Here is a 19144-nt window from a genome sequence, read left to right on the forward strand (position 1 = left end):
AGATTTCCTATATCTTACATCGAATAAATTTAAAAATGACCTTTATTAACCAAATTAAAGACTAAATTATCCACTTGATTTTTAAGTTGATACTTGTTGTCTAGTAATTCTGAATTATCTTTTAGTCTCGCTTTATCTAGAACTTGATGGAGTATATCAAGCTCGTTCTTTAAAGTAGTAGCATCCATATTACCCTCTTTAAAAGCCCTAGATAAAATAACTCGTGTTGAGCCTAATCGAACATGTTCATTTAAAATCTTCTCTGCACTTAAATTACCAGAACCTATTCGCGAAACCCCACCTATACCAAACTCAATGCCTTTTGCTTTAAATTTATCAGTGAGATATTCAAGTAAGGAGCCAGCCATCAACTCAAACATAAAAGTTAAACCAAGCGAAAGATGCAAATCATTAAGGCCCACATGAATTTCATCTATACCATCGACTTCTAATATGTCATCGATTCTAGCTAGAGCTTCTGAAGTCTCAAGTAACAATGATATTTTTGCAGCGCCATTAACCAAACGAATAAAAGTTTCTACTTCTTCTTTCGTTTTAAACATCGGGAGCATAATAATATCAGCTCCAGCATCAATGACAGCCGAAATTTCTTCATTGCTATGATCATGTATTGGGTTGATGCGAACCAACAGGTCCGCATTCTCAATCACCTTACGAGCTTCGATCACATCATCAATAGTATGATCGCTAATAACAGTATCTAACCCGCCTTGCCTGTCAATTTTTCCATTGATCTCCAAATCCAGAAAGATACGGTCTATGCCAACTTCGTCGTACATTTTAATTTTGTCGACATCATTGTCCAGTATCATTTTTATCATTATAAGCCTCAATATACAGGTGTTAGCCAAGCACTATTTTTGTCTTTTTTGCCCGTGATAATATCAAAATATGCTTTCTCGATACGTTTAGTGATATCACCTTCATCGCCATTTCCGACATTAAGTCGGTCAACGCTCAAGACGGGAAGGATCTCTACCGCTGAACCGCACATGAATACTTCATCAGCAATATATAATTCGGTTCTATCAATCTCTCGCTCAACAATAGATAAGCCAAGTTCGTCCCTTGCAATCTGAATAAGAGTCGTTCTGGTGATGCTCTCCAAAATAGATGAAGTCACTGGAGGCGTAATTAGCTCACCATCACGAACCATAAACATACAAGAACCTGGGCCTTCAGAGACCTTCCCGTCAGCAGTTAAAAATAAAGTAGAGTCATAACCATTTCGAACCGCTTCCATTTGCCCCAGTCGACTATTCATGTAATTAGCGCCCAGTTTTATTTTAGGAGGAAGGCATTTATCACTAATTCTTTCCCAAGAGCTTACACATACATGAATGCCTTTTGACTCACCTTCAAGCTGACGCCCTTTGGCTATCGGCGCAATAAACATCCCTGTTGGCCCTGTTGAAGCCCAATTTCCAAAACCATCCACAAATATCGTCTGTCTAACGGCAATGTCTTCTTTGTATTCGTTCGCTCTAACAATTTCAAGAACACTGTCTTGCAAGTATTGGAGGGTATAATCGCAATCAAATCGCATCATCTTAACTGACTTAAGCAAACGCTCTGCATGTTCTTGCAGTCTGAAGATATAAAGCTGACTCTGCTCTTCATTCCAGTACCCGCGAAGTCCTTCGAATACATTAAGACCAAACTGGCTCGTTGGAGATAGAACATGAATTTTAGCATCTTCTAAAGGTACGATCTCACCGGATAACCAAATCATTCTTTTTTGTTCGTTCATTTATATTAATTCTCAAATGTTGTAAAAATATCTTCAACCGTTTCCTTTCTCTTCACAATCTCAAATGATTGCTCAGCTATTTCAAGCACTGGAAAGTTTGGTAAAATGAACGGCGGTTTAAATACAATTGAATATGAGCCGACATTACTCAAAACAACGTAATCATCCTTGGAAAGAGGGCCGTTATACCCTTTATAAAGATAATCACTTTCAATACACGTGAATCCTGAGATATCTATATCACTGTAGCACTCACCTTGTTCTTTAGAGAAAACTTCTATCGGCATATTTACTGATGAAGATAATAGTCCAATATTAAATTTACTACCAGAACTCATCGCAATAAACTTCCCTCTAATAGATTTTATATCTATTATTTTAGAGACAAATTTCACAGTATCGCCGACAATAGCACTACCAGGTTCCAATATTAATATTGGCTGTTCACTTTCAGGCAAACAACCATAGCGTTTTGCAAATTGAGAAGCTATATTTTCAGCATATTCATCATATACATGATAACTAGAGAACTGGTCTTTAAGTACATCTGGCATTTTACCAAAATATCCACCGCCAACATCAATATACTTAGGCGGAGTCTTAAACAATTTATCAGATAATGCGATAATTTTTTCAGCTCGTACCTTATATGACGGTGCATTTCGGTCAGGAAAATGACAGTGTATACCGACAACTTCAAGGTTGGCAATTTCATTTATAAGCTTAAATTGCTCAAAAAAGGTGCTATCTTCAACATCAATACCAAATCTTGATACGACGTCATTGCCTATATCGAAGTTACACCTTATACCGACTTTAAGCTGCTTATCTGGGTTATCTTGAGCAAGTTCTTTTACTAGTTCAATTTCAGTGTAGGAGTCCAAGTTTACTATACTCCCCCCGAAAATTGCTTCCTTCAAAAAATTTAAAGGCTTGTAAGGACCATTTACAACTATATTTTCCGCTTTTACAGATAGCTTAAGAGCAAGTGCGTATTCCATATCAGAAACCACTTCTGCATAGCCACCTTTGAGATCTACGATCTTACACAGTTTGGGGGTATAATTTGTTTTATAAGAATAACCGATATTCGTTTTGGAATAATACCTCTTAAATGCAAGTAAAAAATCATCGTAGTTATCTTCAAACTTTGACGAATCAAGAAGGTAAAAACTATCACCATGCAGTGAATTTAGTTCATTTAATAATTCATAATTCATTTTGGCCTACTTTTTATTTATTCTTTTTTTATCAGCTTCGACATTATCGGACAATTCATGGCTACCTTCATTTTTTAAGACTTTGACAATAGTCAAAAGTATAATTTTAATATCAAAAAGGAGGCCATAAGAGCTATACTTTTCAATGTACTCTAGGTTAAATTTTGTTTTCTCGTCCCAGTTGAGTTCATTTCTACCACTCACTTGCGCTAAACCAGTAACACCAGGCTTAACAGAGAAGCTTTTCTTAAGATCAGCATCCCAACCTTCATAATTACCCAATTCATAAGTAACAGGTGGTCGAGGTCCAACAAAACTCATGTCACCTCTTAATATATTTATAAACTGAGGAATTTCATCTAAACTTGAGTTTCTAAGGAAGTTTCCTGTTTTCGTCACCCGAGGGTCATTAGCGGTATTAAATATCCCTCCTTCCATATTCTCAGCATTTACTATCATAGTCCTGAATTTAATGATGCTAAATACTTTACCATTAATACCAATTCTTTTTTGAAAAAAGAATATTGGACCTGAAGAGTCAATTTTTATAGCTATCGCGATAACTAATAAAATGGGAAAAACTAAGGTTAATCCGATAAGTGAGAAAAATATATCAAAAAATCTTTTCATAATATTAAGTTCTATTCTTGTATTCTTGTATTGTATTAGATAAGTAGTTTACCATTTCTTCGTAGACTGTATCCGCAGAATAGTTTTCAACAAACGACCTTCTTGCTTGTTTCCCAAGCTTCTCTAGCTTAGCTGGGTTTGCCACCAAATCTTCTAGTTTTGATTGAAAATCCCTAAAGTCACTCGCTTTGTAGGTAAAACCAACTTCATGATGCTCCAATAGATCTTTTGTTTCTGTTTCCAAAGAAGACAATATTGGAAGGCCTGCAGCAAGATACTCAAAGACTTTGTTAGGCAAGCCTTGAGGTGCACCTTTTCTGTACGCCATTAAACCAATTGAAGCGATCGTAGATAGATAAGCGATACCTTTTCTATCAACCCACCCTGTAAATATGACATTATCAAGGTCTGATGCCATTTTTTTCCAGATATCTCCCTGCTCACCTTCACCAGTAAACACGAACTGAACATGAGGATTATCGATTGCACGAGCAGCTTCTATGATAGGAGATAAATCATAAGTTCTTCCAAAAGTCCCTACAAACCAGACAATTACCTTTTCAGAATCAACCCCTAGCTTTTCAAAATGCTCGATTACTTCAGGTAAGCCATCTGATCCGTCATCAGATATCCTGTAGGCTAAGGGAAAAACAGAGTCCCTGCTATCAATGGTTCTCTTGGAGAAGCTTTCCGTCCACGTTAAATACTTCTTCGAAACAGCGGTAATAGCAGTACAATTTTCAAAAATGTAATTAGTTTTTTTGTAATAATTTTTAAGGGCGAGTTTACCAAAAGGGCGAGCAAAACTTGGGATAGCATCCAAGAATATATCAGGCCACAAGTCCCTTACATCAACCACAACAGGAACAGACATTTCCTTACCATATTTGGTTGCCTCATAGGCTAACTCTATGGTTGGGTAACAACAAAGAATTAGATCTGGTTTACTTTCATTTTTCGCCAACTCGATAAACTGCTGCGCAACTTCCCCATGGTTGATAATTCTAGATAGGGATACGTTCTTTTTATAAGGTTTATTAGAATGAAGGAACTTCATTGATAGATTGGCTTGGACATCAATATGCTTATTATTATCAAAAAAATAAGATTTAGATTGATGATCAAATGTCGTTGTCCACCATGTAACTGAATGCCCAAGATTTGATAACACCTCTGATAAAATTCCTATCCTATGTGGCCGGTCCTCGAAAAGAGAGAGTGGTTCACCGGACATAATTAGCCATACATTCAAACTGAACTCCTTAAAGCATATATCAAACTATTATCAACTAATTTTTTTTAAACACTTAACTGGTGAACCTGCATATATACCGTCACTTTCAACAAATTTATTAGTGACGCTATTAGCACCAATGACAACACTCTTTGAAATATAACTTCCGGCGAGCACGGTAGAGTTCGCACCTATCCAACTACCAAAACCAATAAATATAGGCTTGTCGATAGAAGTGCCAAATCGATATGAACCATTTAAGATAGAGTGATTACTTGATACAACTACGACATTAAATCCAATTAAAACTTCCGATTCGATAGTTATGGTATCAGAGCAGTTTATTACTACATTTGGTGCAAGATAGACATCATCTCCTACAGTTAAATTCTCCAATGTTCTCAAAATAACATTGGAAGAAACTTGAAAATTTCTTCCACAACTTTTCATACGATAACCATATAGCTTCCCTCTTAGTCTCATTATAACTGGTTGGTCTGGCAACCAATAAGTCACCGTACGTATAAACCATGTATATAAAAGGTTAAACTTATGCACAAAAACGTCCTTAACGTTAGATTCTCTTAAAGTTAATAAAAAAATTCTCAATAGTTAGATTTCTTGAGTATTCTAAAGCCTTTCTTGCGTCTGAGTATCTATTACTATCATGCTTACTATAAAAAATCATTGCGTCTAGAATAGCATTAACGTCATTTGGCTTAATGCATAATCCATTTCCTTTTAGCAATTCTCTTGTGTTCCCTACATCAGTTGCAATAACAGCGACTCCTCTAGACATAGCTTCAATAACAACTCGCGGACTCCCTTCGGATAATGAAGGAAAAACAAAGAGGTGAGAAGCGCTATAGATATTTAACAAGTGATCTCTATCAGAAATGTACCCTAAGAACTTGATCTTTTCGCCCATTCCCTTTGATGTAACCGTAGAACGAAGTAAGTTTTCCATGGGTCCAGATCCAACGATGTTAAAAATAAAATCTACTCCGGTATCATGAAGTAAAACAAGAGCATCGATCAAATTATCAACACCTTTTGCTTCCCTGAGGTAACCCACATACAACATATTTATCGGCTCCGAAGAATCACGCTTGTTAATAGACATTTCCGAAACGAAATCTTCACACTTTAACGTAGATTCGTTAAGTACCACTGTATTTTTAGGTAAATAATTCGACAAGTTCCGCTTCAACAACTCACCATTGCAACTAACATGATTCTTTTTTGCTATATACGTTGTAAACATCAACTCTGGCATGTACATACAATATTTAATACACCTTGATATTAAAGTAGAATGCTTCCTATTCAATATTGCTTCTAAAGGATTAGACATGAAATGGTATATTAATTTTGATTTCTTTTTGTTGTAGAAATGAAACAACCATGAAAACGGTTCAGGTGATCGTAAATAGTATCTAGATCCGGGGTATTTATATGAGACATCCCTTATGACTCTATTAAATCCACCAATTTTTCTAATGGCTGAAAGGTACGAACTAAAAACGGGCAAAGTAAATACCTCGACGTCTGAAGAAATAGCCACTTTATCCTCAGTATCGCCAACTGTAGCATTTGAAACTAGAACGACCTTGTCGAAATGCTTTTTAGCTTCAGTAATGTAAAGATTATGCAGAGGGTCAATTAAGTAACCACTAGGAGTATCGATAACCCCCCAAGAACAATAAAAAATCAAAGTGTTATTATTTGGACTCTTCATCTATTTTTACCTACCAGTATTTTGATGAAAATTTAAGTCTTACTAAATGTTACCGTACTAATTTCCTAACAAGTTTTGCAATACCTACAACAAGCTTCGCTGGAAAAAAGGTTAACGGTAGGAAAAAAATTAAGGGTATAGAATAACCATTCATTATAATTTTTCGTGCATTAGTTAAATTACCTCTTTTCAAGTTCGACTTTACATACCTCAACCTCTGATTATCAATATATTTTTTAACATTTTTAGTTTCTACAATCAAGTTTGTATGTATATTATCAATGACTTTTTTATCAAAAATTGTCGAATAATCAAGTTTTTGAATATTCGATGTAGCGCTATCTGTATCGCATTGAACATAATAAACCAATGCATTATCAATAAAAACTGTGTCATATCGAAGTGACAACTTAAACCAGACATCTGTATCTTCAGCATGAGTTTGATTTTCATCAAAAAAAAACAAGTTTGAAGAAAAAACATCTTTCGAAATACATACTGATGACGTGTAGAAATGAGTTTGGTCTACACAATAATTAACGATTCTACAATTAATAGTATCAAAATCAAAATCTAATACTGATTCCTTTTTTGCTTCGTTAGTATATCTTTCTTTATAATTAGATGTAAAATATCGTTCATTGGGGTTTTGCAATATAACTCTATTTAGTGTTGCTAAGTAATCTTTATGCCAGATATCATCAGCATCTAAGAATGCAATGAACTCCCCACGAGCTAAGGCAATACCTTTATTTCTTGCGTTAGAAACACCAAAGTTTCGTCCGGAAACCAAATACCAGGAGACATCTTTTCCTATCATTGCTTGATTTATTACGTCAACAGAACTGTCGACAGAACCATCGTCAACAAAAATAATCTCGAAGTCTGAAAATGTTTGTTGTAAAACTGATTCGATACTATTTATTATATATTCTTGCTTGTTATAAACAGGAATTACTATAGAAAACTTAACTAAACACATAAGGATTTTCTTTTGATGAAGTTAACTTATTTTCGAGTGATACATCGACAATAGATTCGGATTTATCAGGTACAGTAATATTATAATTCGTATTCAAATAGTCGGATATTTTGTTTGAATATATAAAAACAGAAAAATTCACATTATAAACCATTGATAATATCACTGAATGAAACCTTGTACAAATAACATAGTCTAAATAAGAAAACTCCAGTAAGAAACGATCTACATCATCATATGGAATAATTTTCACAAACACCCCATTACTATGAAAAATGTTGTACAGCTTTTGACAAAGTTTTAGGTCTTGTGTGTTTTTAAAAGAAAACAAATAGACTTGGCTATAGCCTGAGTTGACTTTTTCCCAAATTGATTCTATCAAGTTATTTTCGTATTTATTCTGTTCCCAAGGTCCAGAACCTAATACACTTACTCCAAGCCTTCCACTTACAACCTCAGATTGAACTACAGGGAGATATTCGACGATATCTTTACTTATCAGAACATCGCTATGATTTAATTTACTAACAAATTCGTATGAAGTGAGGTCTCTTACAATTATTCTTTTACATAGCTTAAATATTAACTTAGAAAAAAATTTAGTTCTCTTATCTAAAATCGGACCAATATTTGAAGAAAAAACATAAATGTTTTTCTTCAAAACTCGACCAAGCGCAAGAAATAAAAACAACTTCATATAATAGATCCAAGAGGTAGGCTTGGAATCCATGAATAATGAACCACCGATAAACACTATTTCTTGGCAACGAAATAGTTCGCGGATAATATTCACATTTGACAATTCAACATTATCTATTTTTTCAAAAGAAAGAAGCTTAGAATCTTTCCAGTTAGTAACCCTGAAGTTCTTATTAGGATTTGACTTCGCCAATATACTTAGCATTAAGTCATCGCCTAAGTTATCTTGAAAATAGCCAATAGTGAAACAATTCATTTGTACTCCAAAGTTATAAATTTACTGAAAATACGATAACCAAATTAAACTTATTAATTGTTATTAATTGGTTCTTTGTTTTTTTGTGCCAATAGCGCTCCCAAGCAAAAATATATCACTTCAAAATATGGTGGTAATAGAATCAATCCGGTAATAAACAGCGGTCCAAGAAAAAGAAATAGCATTCGTTCAGATAAAATCAAAATCACCCAAAACATAAAATATGTTGCAGTACCAATTAATCCTGACATTCCTAGTAACAAAGGGATTAAGGCGTGGGCATATGCCCCCTCTTCGTATGAAAACCTGATTTTACCTAAACCTTCTCCCAGACCAAAGAACATTTCACTTATGGTATCAGAACCAAATTCAGAAAATGTATGCTGGAATATTAATATTCTTGTACTTCCACTACTATCCGATAAAACAAACTCATATAGTTTAGGTATTAATAATAATATTGCAGCAACCATTATTAGAAAGTGTATGTACTTAACTAGTTTCGACTTTGTATGACATGAAAATATAAAAAACAAAAAGAAGAAAAAAGATATAATTGCAGATCTTGATAGTGATAACATTAAGAATAAACATAGGATAGTTACACCCAAGACAAAAAAGCGACGCCTTTTCAATTCGTTATTAAGTATGTATAGAATTAATAGCATTATTATACATAATATATATATACCATAGCCATTAGAGTCAGAATAATATGCACTTTGGCTTTTTAGAGAGTGTAAATTTGAGTTTAGAAGGTAAACTAAGTCTGACAACCCTTGCAATCTTGAAGTTAGTTCCAGAATTGAAAATAACAAAGCGAGGACGAGAATCCAAGTGAATATTTTTTCACGCCTTTCTATAGTCAAAGATCGAAATAAAAAATAGGTTACAAAAAAGGTTAAATATGCAAGAAGAGACCTTGAAAAACCAATAAATTCAACACTGTTAAATAAGTATATTGAAATATTCGCGAATGCAAACAATATCAATAAAAATTCATTCTTCGTGATTTTTTTGTTTATATCACGAATAAGAATCAACAAAGAAAATGAAGCCAATACACAAACAATTACAAAGCCTATCCGACTGCCAAATGGCTGACCAACTTGAAATGTAATTCCTAACACTAATGGAAAAATTGCAAAATTAAATTTATTAAGTAACACTAACTTGCACCAACCCTAAATAAGGCATATAACACACCGAATTTAAAATAAACTATAATATAAGCTATTAATAATACCCATTAATAGCCACAATACTAGGTAATAAACAACGGCCGACTTAGCTTATTGATCAAACAATACGCAAGAATATATTTATGAAACTCATCTTACGATGCTAATTAAATATCTTATCATTCTTTTTAAAAAAAGAATTTTAAAATCCAGCCAATATCGGCGCTCAGTGATTCGGTTTAACGCCTTATTCCGAAGGCAGAATTCAATGAAACTATTCTTCTGAGCCAACTTATCGCTTTCTTGTATACGACTCCATGATCCAGGATGCATAAATCTATAAACACTCATAATATCAGGGAGATATAGCGCGCCATTTTTATCAGAGTTGATTATTTGTATTGCAGAATGTCTCAACAAGCGTTTAAAGAAATCACGTTCAGTTTCGAACAGTGCCTTAAATTTATTAGCTCTAATAAAGATTGATGCCATAGGCATTACTCCTCCACTAAACTTTATAACCTCTCTTATAGATATAACCCTTTCTAAATCACCATAATAGCCATATCCTTTATCTGAAATTACTTTATTTTCTAACGTGTGCGCACGATGGAAGCAAATATCGATATCTTTATTTTTTTCAAGCGCGTCAAATTGCTTTTGCAGCTTTTTAGGATCTATCCAGTAATCATCACCCTCGCAAAAAGCAATATAATCTCCCTCTGCTAACGGTATTAAAAATGATAATGGCCTAATCCCATTTGAATAATTATTCTCTTCCGAATAAACAGTTTTAAAGCGATGTATACTTTCATCTTTATACTGGTCAATGATTGTTCGACTACCATCTGTCGAACAGTCATCGTATACAAGCACTTCAAATTCAAAATCTGTTTCTTGATTCAAAATACCATCTAATGTAGATTTCAAATACTTCTCATGGTTATAGCTAACACAGCAAACCGTTACTTTTATTGACATAACAAATCCAAATTTACAACTCTACAAATATCTAGTTTTATCACAAATTAAGAGTCATAATTTATTTAGAAGAGATTTATTAAAAATATCAACTTCTTTTCTATAAATCATGAACATTAAGCTATAATATAACACACTACCAAAAAATAAAATCATTACTATACTTAACATTTCGTTAACTGCCATTAGATCTACAACAATATAAGTCCCGAACCATGTAGTAATTGCTATAATCCATATTGGGAGAAACATTTTCATTTGCTGAGCAAGGTTGAATCTAACTATAAGTCCAGTGTAATAGGAATTTATTATCAATGAGCAATATGAATGAACACTTATAGCTATACATATCCCTGTAACTCCATAGTCATAAGAAAAAACAAGAAATAATATACCTAAAAATTTTTTTAATACTTGTAAACGCAAAATAAGTCCAGATAAGCCTTTTACTTTTAACAAGTTCAAATTAATTGCATGTAAAGGAAATAAAACGAATCCTAAACACAGTATACTAATTAATGGAATTACTTCCTCCCAATCGCTCCCTAGCGCAAATTTAACTAAAGGTTCTGATATTGCTGCAACAGAAAATATTATTGGAAACCCAATAATCATAGTTAACTTTAGCGTAAATATATAACTATCCCTTAACTTTTCATTATTATCTTGTATTTTACTTAACGCTGGATAAACAACTCGCATGACAATATTTGCCAATGTCATTGATGGTGTCTCTGATAAGAATTTAGCTTGTGTGAAAATACCTAATTGAGAAGCAGAAAAAAACCTACCAATAAAAACTTGGAAGATATTATTATATATAGTATCTATTAATGATGCTAAAAGTAATTTTGACCCAAAACCAAATAATTCATCGAAAGACGCTCGATTAAAAAAACATCGGGGTTTCCAAGGCTTAAAATAAGCTGTTAAAAGTGTACTGCATATCGAAAAAATTAAAGTTTGGGTAACCAACACCCACGCACTAATTTCATAATTAGCAAAAACAACAGCTGATGTCGAACTGACTAACACACTTATAAATGAGATGAACGCCAGCCTTTTAAAATCCATTTCAATGGTTAATTTTGTACGCTGAACAACGGTAATAGAATTAAAAATTATAGTTAATCCCAACACTCTTAATAGGGAAATTAGTTCCTCATGTTCGAAAAACTCGGCAACTAATGGTGAAATAAGAAATAAAGTCACATAGCATAAAAATGACACAAATATACTAAAATAGAAAGTAGTAGCAAAATCAGTTTCATTTCTATCAAGTTTTCTCACTAGTGCGTTGCCAAAGCCGCTATCTACCAAGGTTTGTGAAATGGCTATAAAAATAGCCATCATACCGACGACTCCAAAAGCTTCAGGGCCTAGCTTCCGACCTAAATATAACATAACGAGCAACTGAATAGCTTGGGTAGCAATACGTTCTATAGCACTCCACTTTAAACTATTACTGGTTCTCTTTAGTTTCTCACTCATTTACTAAAGCACTTAGGTATCCACCATAACTGTTCTTAGCCATCAAACTTGCTCTTTCTTTTATCTGTTCTTTATTTAGCCAGCCTTGATTAAAAGCAATTTCTTCTAAACAGGCTATTTTAAAACCTTGTCGTTTTTCAATAGTCTCAACAAATTGAGCAGCTTCTAATAGACTTTCATAGGTACCAGTATCCAACCAAGCGAACCCCCTCCCCAACATTTCTACATTTAAGTTCCCTTGCTTCAAATATAATTCATTTAGTGTTGTAATTTCTAATTCGCCACGCTCCGAGGGTTCTACTTTTTTTGCTAATTCAACTACATTATTATCGTAGAAGTATAAACCTGTTACTGCATAGTTGCTTTTCGCTTTAATTGGTTTTTCTTCTATTGATATTACTTTTCTATCTGCATCAAATTCAACTACCCCAAACCGTTCGGGATCTTTTACTTGATATCCAAATATTGTAGCCCCAATTCCATTTTCAGCATTTTCTACCGCGCTTCTTAATTTCGGAGAAAAGTATTGCCCATAAAATATATTGTCACCTAAGACTAGGCAAACAGAACTTGAGTCAATAAACTCCTCACCAATGATGAAAGCTTGCGCCAACCCATCTGGAGAACTTTGGACTGCATAATCTAACTTTATGCCGTACTTATCACCATTACCTAATAAACGTTTAAAACTTGATTCATCTTCTGGTGTCGTGATAATCAAGATTTCATTAATCCCGGCCAACATCAATACAGACAAAGGGTAATAAATCATTGGTTTATCATAAACGGGCAATAGCTGTTTACTAACACCTTGAGTAATAGGGTACAAACGAGTACCTGATCCGCCCGCAAGAATAATACCTTTCATTACTTTACCTCCAGAGTGGTAACACCTAAACGTTCTCTAGCATAGGAACCATCTAAAACTCGAGTCCACCACATTTTATGATTCAGGTACCATTCGACAGTTTTTCTAATACCCGATTCAAAACTTTCTTCCGGTTTCCAACCAAGCTCAGCTTCTATTTTTGAGGCATCAATAGCATAACGTACATCGTGACCAGGTCGGTCATCTACATATGTAATTAGCTCTTCATAACACTTTAGTCCGTTCGGCTTATTCGGTACCAATTCACCAAGCAGTGAGCAAATAGCTTTAACAACATCTATATTCGTTTTTTCATTATGCCCACCGATATTGTATGTTTCACCAACCTCCCCCTCTGTCGCGACAAGGTATAGAGCACGAGCATGGTCCTCTACATACAACCAGTCTCGTATTTGCAATCCATTACCGTATATCGGTAATGTTTTCCCGTCTAAAGCATTTAAAATAACTAAAGGAATAAGCTTTTCTGGAAAGTGATAAGGTCCATAATTATTTGAACAATTAGTAATTACAGTTGGCAAACCATAAGTACGTTGCCAAGCCCTAACTAAATGATCACTTGATGCTTTAGAAGCTGAATATGGGCTTGAAGGTTCATATGACGTTGTTTCAGTAAATAGATCATCAATACCTTCTAAATCACCATATACTTCATCTGTTGATATGTGATGGAATCGAAAGGACTTTTGTTGTTTACAATCTAATCTTTTCCAGTACGTACGAGCTGCCTCTAACAAACTATAAGTACCAACAATATTGGTTTGGATAAACTCAGCAGGGCCATCAATAGAACGATCAACATGGCTTTCAGCAGCCAAGTGCATTACCGTATCAGGTTGAAATTCTTTAAATACACGATTTAACTCTGACTGATTGCAGATGTCCAGTTGTTCAAAAGTATAGCGGTTACTTTTACTAACTTCGACTAGAGAATCTAGGTTCCCTGCGTAGGTTAACTTATCAAGGTTAATTACACTATCATTAGTGTTGTTAATAATATGGCGTATCACTGCAGAACCAATAAATCCGGCGCCACCAGTTATTAGTATTTTCTTAGTCATTGTAGATTTTAAAACCTAATTTATTAAATATAATTGAAGTGTAGTAGCATTTCTTCTGCTACATCTTCAAATCGGGATATTTCTTTCTCAGATAGAATAGTTAAATACTTTCCTTTATTACTAGGGTCAACTTCAGATTCTGTTTTCTTTTTCCATGCAAGAAGCTCCTTGGGTTCATCGTTATTAAGATGGAACTCAAGCATTTTTCCGTCAAATTCAACACCTAAGTATTTACATACCTTTTTCAATTCTACAGTTGGACTTTCAATTAAATCTTCGTACCGAATTGAAATCATATCACCTTGTAAAGACTGTAATATTTTGGAATTATTTGAGTTCCACTCCTGTGCAATATCCGAAATGTTTGCGGATAGCTTTGGCTTATAAATGCTATCATTATCCAATTTATCTAATGCTTTATAGGAACATGCTACATCACGACCATCTCTCACCAAATGTATAAATCTAGCACTAGGGAATAGCGACTTAATCTCGGGCAAGTGGTCTATATAATAATTGTTTTTATCACCAACAACTTTAATATCAGCTTCAGCTTCAATATATGATAAATAAACACTCTTAACTAACGATTCAAAATCTTTAGGCTGATTAGTTCTTATTACACTTAACAAATCTTCCTTTGAAATACTCCAGGTTTCAAACTTTTTAGAATTAAATACATCTGAAGCAAAGTTTTCATAGACTATATGATTATAATTATCTAACCCTGAATATTTTGATGATAGCCAATGAGCAAAACCACATTCTGGTGGTACTATCATATTTTGATGGCTATTCAGCATCATCCGAAACATAGACGTACCAGAGCGAGGGTTACCAATTATAAAAACATGTTCAATATTTTTCATAAGTTGTTCACAACCTTAACTACAGACTCTTTTTCTAGAGTAGTATATAGTGGCAGACATAATATACTTTCACTTAACAACTTAGAGTTCTCACACTTAGTCTCATTACCATATATTACATCTAGGCTTGGATAAAAATATCTGCGTGGAAATATACCTTTATCTTCTAACTTTGCTTTTATACTAAGTAATTCACTTTCATTTTCGAAAACAACAGGCATATAGCTTACTAATTCTGAACCATAAGGATTAATCACTTGCAATTTGAATTTTGAACCTAATAATTTTTTATACTCATGGATAGTTCTCTTCCTGCTATTTACAATTCCATCAATGTCATCTAAAACACAAAGTCCCATAGCCGCTTCGAATTCATTCATTTTAGCATTTGTACCAACACCCTCTAACGATTCAAGGCCTGTAATACCAAAATTGATTAAGTTTCTTACTGTAGCTGCTGTATTATCACACTCAGTGATAATAGCCCCTCCCTCAATAGTATGAAATAATTTGGTTGCATGGAAACTAAGAGTACTTACATCTCCATGCCTTAACACACTTTCACCTCTATATTTCACACCAAAAGCGTGAGCTGCATCATAAACAACTTTTAATTTATATTTATCCGCAATCTCTTGAATGCGTTCAATTTCACAAGGATTACCAAACACATGTACTGGTAAAATAGCAGACGTATTTTCTGTTATATGCTGTTCAATTAATTCTGGGGCTAAGTTAAACGAATCTAAATCAATATCGCAAAATACTGGCTTTAAACTTTCCCATAACAAAGTGCTAGATGTAGCTGCAAAGCTAAACGGCGTTGTAATAACTTCACCTTTCAAGTCTAATGCTTTGTACGCAGCTTGTAATGCTAAAGAACCATTGGCTACGCATATGACGTGCTTTACATCTAAATAATCAGCTAACCTTTCTTCTAACTCCTGAACTAAAGGGCCTCGATTTGTTAGGATTCCTGATTCATAAATCCTATCAATATATCGTTTATATTTTTCTATTGGTGGTAAATAAGGCTTAGTTACAGGGATCATTTGACTTCCTTACAATTCCACTCAGGGAAATACTTACAAATATAGGCATTGAGTTCTTTTTCTGATTCAGAATACACTCGAATGTTTACTTCTTCATCAAAATTGGCTTTATAAGCCATACCTGCACCAACCGTTACATTCGTATAGCGGTCAATGATTACGAATGCCCCCGTTTGAGGTAACGCTTGGTATTCATCAATCACAAACCTATCTGCGAAGCTGATGGCTGTTAATGAAATCTCATTCAGCTCTACTGTTTCTGAGCTCTCTGCGTGTTGCTCGAGTGTATTGATATCCACCTTATGCTTAATAGCAGAAACCTTACCCGTACAAGACTTCGTAGCGAACTTGAAGGTGTATTCTTTATGGCAACGAAGTGGGTTTTCATCCATCCACACAATGTGGGCATCAAGTTTATTGGTAAGTTGTGGTTCAGTGCCTTTATGGACAAGCATATCACCACGTGAGACGTCAATTTCATCTTCAAGAGTAATCGCAATCGCTTGACCTGGTTGTGCTGATTTAAGCTCTCCGTCATAAGTAAAGATTGACTTAACTACTGAAGATTTACCAGAAGGCAACGCTGTAATTTCATCACCCACACTAATTTGACCAGAAGCCAGTGTGCCACAAAAGCCTCGGAAGTTAAGGTTTGGGCGGTTGACATATTGAACAGGGAAACGCATATGCTCTAAATCTTTGTCTTGATCGACTTTCACAGTTTCAAGCAGCTTCATCAGCGTCGCGCCTGGATACCAATCCATGTTTTCGCTTGGTGTGACTACGTTATCGCCTTTCAGAGCTGAGATTGGCACAAAACGTATATCATCAATGTTGAAATTCTTAGCCATCTCACGGTAATCGGCTTTAATGCTTTGATACACCTCTTGGCTGTAATCCATTAAATCCATTTTATTAATGGCGACAACAATGTGCTTAATACCCAATAGCGAGCAAATGTAACTATGACGACGAGTTTGAGTTTGGATACCATACCGAGCATCAACCATCACAATTGCAAGATCACAAGTTGACGCACCAGTCACCATATTACGAGTGTACTGCTCATGCCCCGGAGTATCAGCAATGATGAATTTACGTTTGTCTGTCGAGAAGTAACGATACGCCACATCAATAGTAATACCTTGTTCACGCTCTGATTGTAGGCCATCAACTAACAGCGCTAAATCAAACGATTCATCGGTGGTGTTGAATTTTTGGGAGTCTTTTTCAATGGCCGCCATCTGATCTTCATAAATCAATTTGCTATCAAATAACAAACGTCCAATCAACGTCGATTTACCGTCATCTACATTACCGCAAGTAAGAAAACGTAATAGGTCTTTGTTCTCGTGAACTTTTAGGTAGGCTTCGATATCTTGAGCAATCAGATCTGAACTGTGTGACATGATTTTTCCTTAATTGTAGGGATTTGAAGTATTTAGAAATGGAAGATAATCCGTTCAAATCCACTAAAACTTATTTATAAAAATGATTCAATGCTTGAATGAATTCGGCAATCTTATCGATTGGAAGCGCGTTGATGCCCGCCGCGGCTTTTCTGCCACCGCCAGTTACGAATTGGCAACAGACTTCATCAGCACCGGTGCGGTTGTTTAACGGTGCACGAACGCTCACGGTGAAGTTTTGCTGGTTCTCGTTCAATGTAAGTACTGCATGAGCTTTATCTGGGGATTGGTTTGCTAACGCATTACCAAATACACCGCTGATACGTCTTGCCCAGGGTTCGCAAGGCAGCTGATAGATTTCCGATACATCAGAGTTTTCTATCGGAGCTAATGACTTAACAAATTGGTTATCAGTTTCATACCCTTGCTTTAAAATATAATACGGAGAGCTTAAATCACGCTTAAGGTCAAAAGGTGATACATAGTCCATCAATCGCTGAAACAATTCTTTTGGTGCAATGTGCAAATCATCAATCGACGCACCATAACCGTTGTAGTTGATTAAGGTACCTAGCTCTTTTAAGAAGGCTCTTTCATCTAGGTTAAAACCTATGCTATTTGCTAACAGTTCAGCATTGGCGAACATATTGTCACCATAAGCACCAACAATCGCCCAATCAGCATATCGACCAGCTAAGTGTTGGTTAATCAGTAAGCTCGTACAGGTGTTCGCATCCAAGTTAATCAATGCTGTAAAGTTATCCGCTTGCGGCACTTCTCCAGTACGATGATGGTCGCAATAAAAAAGAGGGATATCTCGCTCAATCAAGTCATAGAGAGCATCAATATTTTTTTCCATCGAAATGTCTAAGATGGTACAACCGCTAACATCGCTTTGTTTTACCACTTGCTGCAATAACTTAATATCACGCTTCACACCAGTAACGAGCTTAGAATATTTGGGCTCAGCCTTTCGCAACTGAAGCAGCGCGATAATGCCATCTGCATCGCCATTGAATACGTCATAATGCATGGTTAAATGTACCCTAAATCAGCTAGCTGACTCACAACAGCCTCGGCACACGCTTCAACAGAGTACCCTTCAGTTTCAACATGAATATCAGCATTCAGCGGAGCTTCATAAGTAGAATCAATCCCCGTGAAATGTTTAATTTCACCCGCTCGCGCTTTCTTGTACAACCCTTTCGGGTCTCGCTGTTCGCACACCGACAAAGGAGTGTCAATGAACACTTCTAGAAATTGACCGGGTAACAGGAGCGTACGTGCTTGCTCACGATCCGCGATAAACGGAGAGATGAAGGCGGTGAGGACAATCGTGCCCGAGTCGACAAACAACTTAGCCACCTCACCAATACGGCGAATGTTTTCTACTCGATCGGCATCACTAAAGCCAAGATCTTTGTTTAAACCATGGCGCACATTATCACCATCAAGCAGATAGCTGTGTTTGCCTAAGTTCATTAATCTACTCTCGACCGCATTAGCAACCGTGGATTTTCCAGAGCCACTTAGCCCCGTAAACCAAAGTACCACTGGTGTTTGCTGTTTTTGTACAGAACGCTGCTCATGCGTGACCGTAGCGTTATGCCACACGACATCGTCACTAACAGAGTCATTATCTTTTGTTACATAAGGAGAGGTCATTATCAACTCATACCTA

The 19144-nt window shown here is 35.3% G+C and carries 19 protein-coding genes; all 19 read right to left on the minus strand.

Annotated features, from left to right (window positions below; translation table 11 throughout):
- Window positions 1–29: 29 nt before the first annotated feature.
- The 19 genes from L3V33_RS16835 to cysC all read right to left on the minus strand — a co-directional run bounded on the left by L3V33_RS16835 (window position 30) and on the right by cysC (window position 19128).
- Entirely contained in the window at window positions 30–842 is an 813-nt protein-coding gene (locus L3V33_RS16835) for an aldolase/citrate lyase family protein (RefSeq protein WP_237290848.1), read from the minus strand.
- An 8-nt stretch (window positions 843–850) separates the two neighbouring features.
- On the minus strand, window positions 851–1771 hold the full coding sequence (locus L3V33_RS16840) for a branched-chain amino acid transaminase (RefSeq protein WP_237290849.1): 921 nt from the start codon (window positions 1769–1771) through the stop codon (window positions 851–853).
- A 5-nt stretch (window positions 1772–1776) separates the two neighbouring features.
- Entirely contained in the window at window positions 1777–2991 is a 1215-nt protein-coding gene (locus L3V33_RS16845) for a decarboxylase (RefSeq protein ID WP_237290850.1), read from the minus strand.
- 6 nt (window positions 2992–2997) lie between these two features.
- Window positions 2998–3621, minus strand: coding sequence for a sugar transferase (locus L3V33_RS16850; RefSeq protein ID WP_237290851.1), 624 nt, complete (start codon window positions 3619–3621; stop codon window positions 2998–3000).
- A gap of 4 nt (window positions 3622–3625) precedes the next feature.
- Window positions 3626–4873, minus strand: a complete 1248-nt coding sequence (locus L3V33_RS16855) for a glycosyltransferase family 4 protein (RefSeq protein WP_237290852.1) — start codon at window positions 4871–4873, stop codon at window positions 3626–3628.
- 33 nt (window positions 4874–4906) lie between these two features.
- Window positions 4907–5413, minus strand: coding sequence for an acyltransferase (locus tag L3V33_RS16860; protein WP_237290853.1), 507 nt, complete (start codon window positions 5411–5413; stop codon window positions 4907–4909).
- Between the two features lie 16 nt (window positions 5414–5429).
- Window positions 5430–6593 (minus strand): glycosyltransferase, encoded by a 1164-nt coding sequence (locus L3V33_RS16865; RefSeq protein WP_237290854.1) that lies wholly within the window; start codon window positions 6591–6593, stop codon window positions 5430–5432.
- A gap of 49 nt (window positions 6594–6642) precedes the next feature.
- Window positions 6643–7575: a glycosyltransferase family 2 protein gene (locus L3V33_RS16870; protein WP_237290855.1), complete on the minus strand. Its 933-nt coding sequence runs from the start codon at window positions 7573–7575 to the stop codon at window positions 6643–6645.
- Window positions 7562–8530 (minus strand): polysaccharide pyruvyl transferase family protein, encoded by a 969-nt coding sequence (locus tag L3V33_RS16875; protein ID WP_237290856.1) that lies wholly within the window; start codon window positions 8528–8530, stop codon window positions 7562–7564. Before L3V33_RS16875 ends, L3V33_RS16870 begins: the two co-directional genes overlap by 14 nt.
- A gap of 53 nt (window positions 8531–8583) precedes the next feature.
- The gene (locus L3V33_RS16880) at window positions 8584–9699 is read right to left on the minus strand and encodes a hypothetical protein (RefSeq protein ID WP_237290857.1); all 1116 of its coding nucleotides are present in this window, start codon (window positions 9697–9699) and stop codon (window positions 8584–8586) included.
- Between the two features lie 162 nt (window positions 9700–9861).
- The gene (locus L3V33_RS16885) at window positions 9862–10692 is read right to left on the minus strand and encodes a glycosyltransferase family 2 protein (RefSeq protein WP_237290858.1); all 831 of its coding nucleotides are present in this window, start codon (window positions 10690–10692) and stop codon (window positions 9862–9864) included.
- A gap of 54 nt (window positions 10693–10746) precedes the next feature.
- Entirely contained in the window at window positions 10747–12183 is a 1437-nt protein-coding gene (locus L3V33_RS16890; protein WP_237290859.1) for a lipopolysaccharide biosynthesis protein, read from the minus strand.
- A complete protein-coding gene (gene rfbA, locus L3V33_RS16895; protein WP_237290860.1) occupies window positions 12176–13051 on the minus strand; it encodes a glucose-1-phosphate thymidylyltransferase RfbA in 876 nt (291 codons plus the stop codon). The genes L3V33_RS16890 and rfbA overlap by 8 nt, the downstream gene beginning before the upstream one ends.
- Window positions 13051–14133, minus strand: a complete 1083-nt coding sequence (gene rfbB / locus L3V33_RS16900; protein WP_237290861.1) for a dTDP-glucose 4,6-dehydratase — start codon at window positions 14131–14133, stop codon at window positions 13051–13053. The genes rfbA and rfbB overlap by 1 nt, the downstream gene beginning before the upstream one ends.
- 23 nt (window positions 14134–14156) lie before the next feature.
- On the minus strand, window positions 14157–15002 hold the full coding sequence (locus L3V33_RS16905; protein ID WP_237290862.1) for a sulfotransferase: 846 nt from the start codon (window positions 15000–15002) through the stop codon (window positions 14157–14159).
- Window positions 14999–16054: a DegT/DnrJ/EryC1/StrS family aminotransferase gene (locus L3V33_RS16910; RefSeq protein WP_237290863.1), complete on the minus strand. Its 1056-nt coding sequence runs from the start codon at window positions 16052–16054 to the stop codon at window positions 14999–15001. Before L3V33_RS16910 ends, L3V33_RS16905 begins: the two co-directional genes overlap by 4 nt.
- Window positions 16051–17463, minus strand: coding sequence for a sulfate adenylyltransferase subunit CysN (gene cysN / locus L3V33_RS16915; RefSeq protein WP_237290864.1), 1413 nt, complete (start codon window positions 17461–17463; stop codon window positions 16051–16053). Before cysN ends, L3V33_RS16910 begins: the two co-directional genes overlap by 4 nt.
- Before the next feature lie 70 nt (window positions 17464–17533).
- Window positions 17534–18496, minus strand: a complete 963-nt coding sequence (locus tag L3V33_RS16920) for a DHH family phosphoesterase (RefSeq protein ID WP_237290865.1) — start codon at window positions 18494–18496, stop codon at window positions 17534–17536.
- Between the two features lie 2 nt (window positions 18497–18498).
- On the minus strand, window positions 18499–19128 hold the full coding sequence (gene cysC, locus L3V33_RS16925) for an adenylyl-sulfate kinase (protein WP_237290866.1): 630 nt from the start codon (window positions 19126–19128) through the stop codon (window positions 18499–18501).
- Window positions 19129–19144 lie beyond the last annotated feature (16 nt).

It is taken from the genome of Vibrio sp. A2-1 (genome assembly GCF_021728355.1).
Classification (GTDB): Bacteria; Pseudomonadota; Gammaproteobacteria; order Enterobacterales; family Vibrionaceae; genus Vibrio; species Vibrio splendidus_K.

Bases quoted from the DNA above. Each gene is read 5' to 3' on its own strand.
- L3V33_RS16905 (WP_237290862.1), bottom strand. From the start codon at position 15,002: ATGAAAAATATTGAACATGTTTTTATAATTGGTAACCCTCGCTCTGGT.
- L3V33_RS16910 (WP_237290863.1), bottom strand. From the start codon at position 16,054: ATGATCCCTGTAACTAAGCCTTATTTACCACCAATAGAAAAATATAAA.
- rfbB (WP_237290861.1), bottom strand. From the start codon at position 14,133: ATGACTAAGAAAATACTAATAACTGGTGGCGCCGGATTTATTGGTTCT.
- L3V33_RS16885 (WP_237290858.1), bottom strand. From the start codon at position 10,692: ATGTCAATAAAAGTAACGGTTTGCTGTGTTAGCTATAACCATGAGAAG.
- L3V33_RS16835 (WP_237290848.1), bottom strand. From the start codon at position 842: ATGATAAAAATGATACTGGACAATGATGTCGACAAAATTAAAATGTAC.
- L3V33_RS16875 (WP_237290856.1), bottom strand. From the start codon at position 8,530: ATGAATTGTTTCACTATTGGCTATTTTCAAGATAACTTAGGCGATGAC.
- rfbA (WP_237290860.1), bottom strand. From the start codon at position 13,051: ATGAAAGGTATTATTCTTGCGGGCGGATCAGGTACTCGTTTGTACCCT.
- L3V33_RS16890 (WP_237290859.1), bottom strand. From the start codon at position 12,183: ATGAGTGAGAAACTAAAGAGAACCAGTAATAGTTTAAAGTGGAGTGCT.
- L3V33_RS16845 (WP_237290850.1), bottom strand. From the start codon at position 2,991: ATGAATTATGAATTATTAAATGAACTAAATTCACTGCATGGTGATAGT.
- L3V33_RS16865 (WP_237290854.1), bottom strand. From the start codon at position 6,593: ATGAAGAGTCCAAATAATAACACTTTGATTTTTTATTGTTCTTGGGGG.
- L3V33_RS16840 (WP_237290849.1), bottom strand. From the start codon at position 1,771: ATGAACGAACAAAAAAGAATGATTTGGTTATCCGGTGAGATCGTACCT.
- L3V33_RS16870 (WP_237290855.1), bottom strand. From the start codon at position 7,575: ATGTGTTTAGTTAAGTTTTCTATAGTAATTCCTGTTTATAACAAGCAA.
- L3V33_RS16850 (WP_237290851.1), bottom strand. From the start codon at position 3,621: ATGAAAAGATTTTTTGATATATTTTTCTCACTTATCGGATTAACCTTA.
- L3V33_RS16920 (WP_237290865.1), bottom strand. From the start codon at position 18,496: ATGCATTATGACGTATTCAATGGCGATGCAGATGGCATTATCGCGCTG.
- cysN (WP_237290864.1), bottom strand. From the start codon at position 17,463: ATGTCACACAGTTCAGATCTGATTGCTCAAGATATCGAAGCCTACCTA.
- cysC (WP_237290866.1), bottom strand. From the start codon at position 19,128: ATGACCTCTCCTTATGTAACAAAAGATAATGACTCTGTTAGTGACGAT.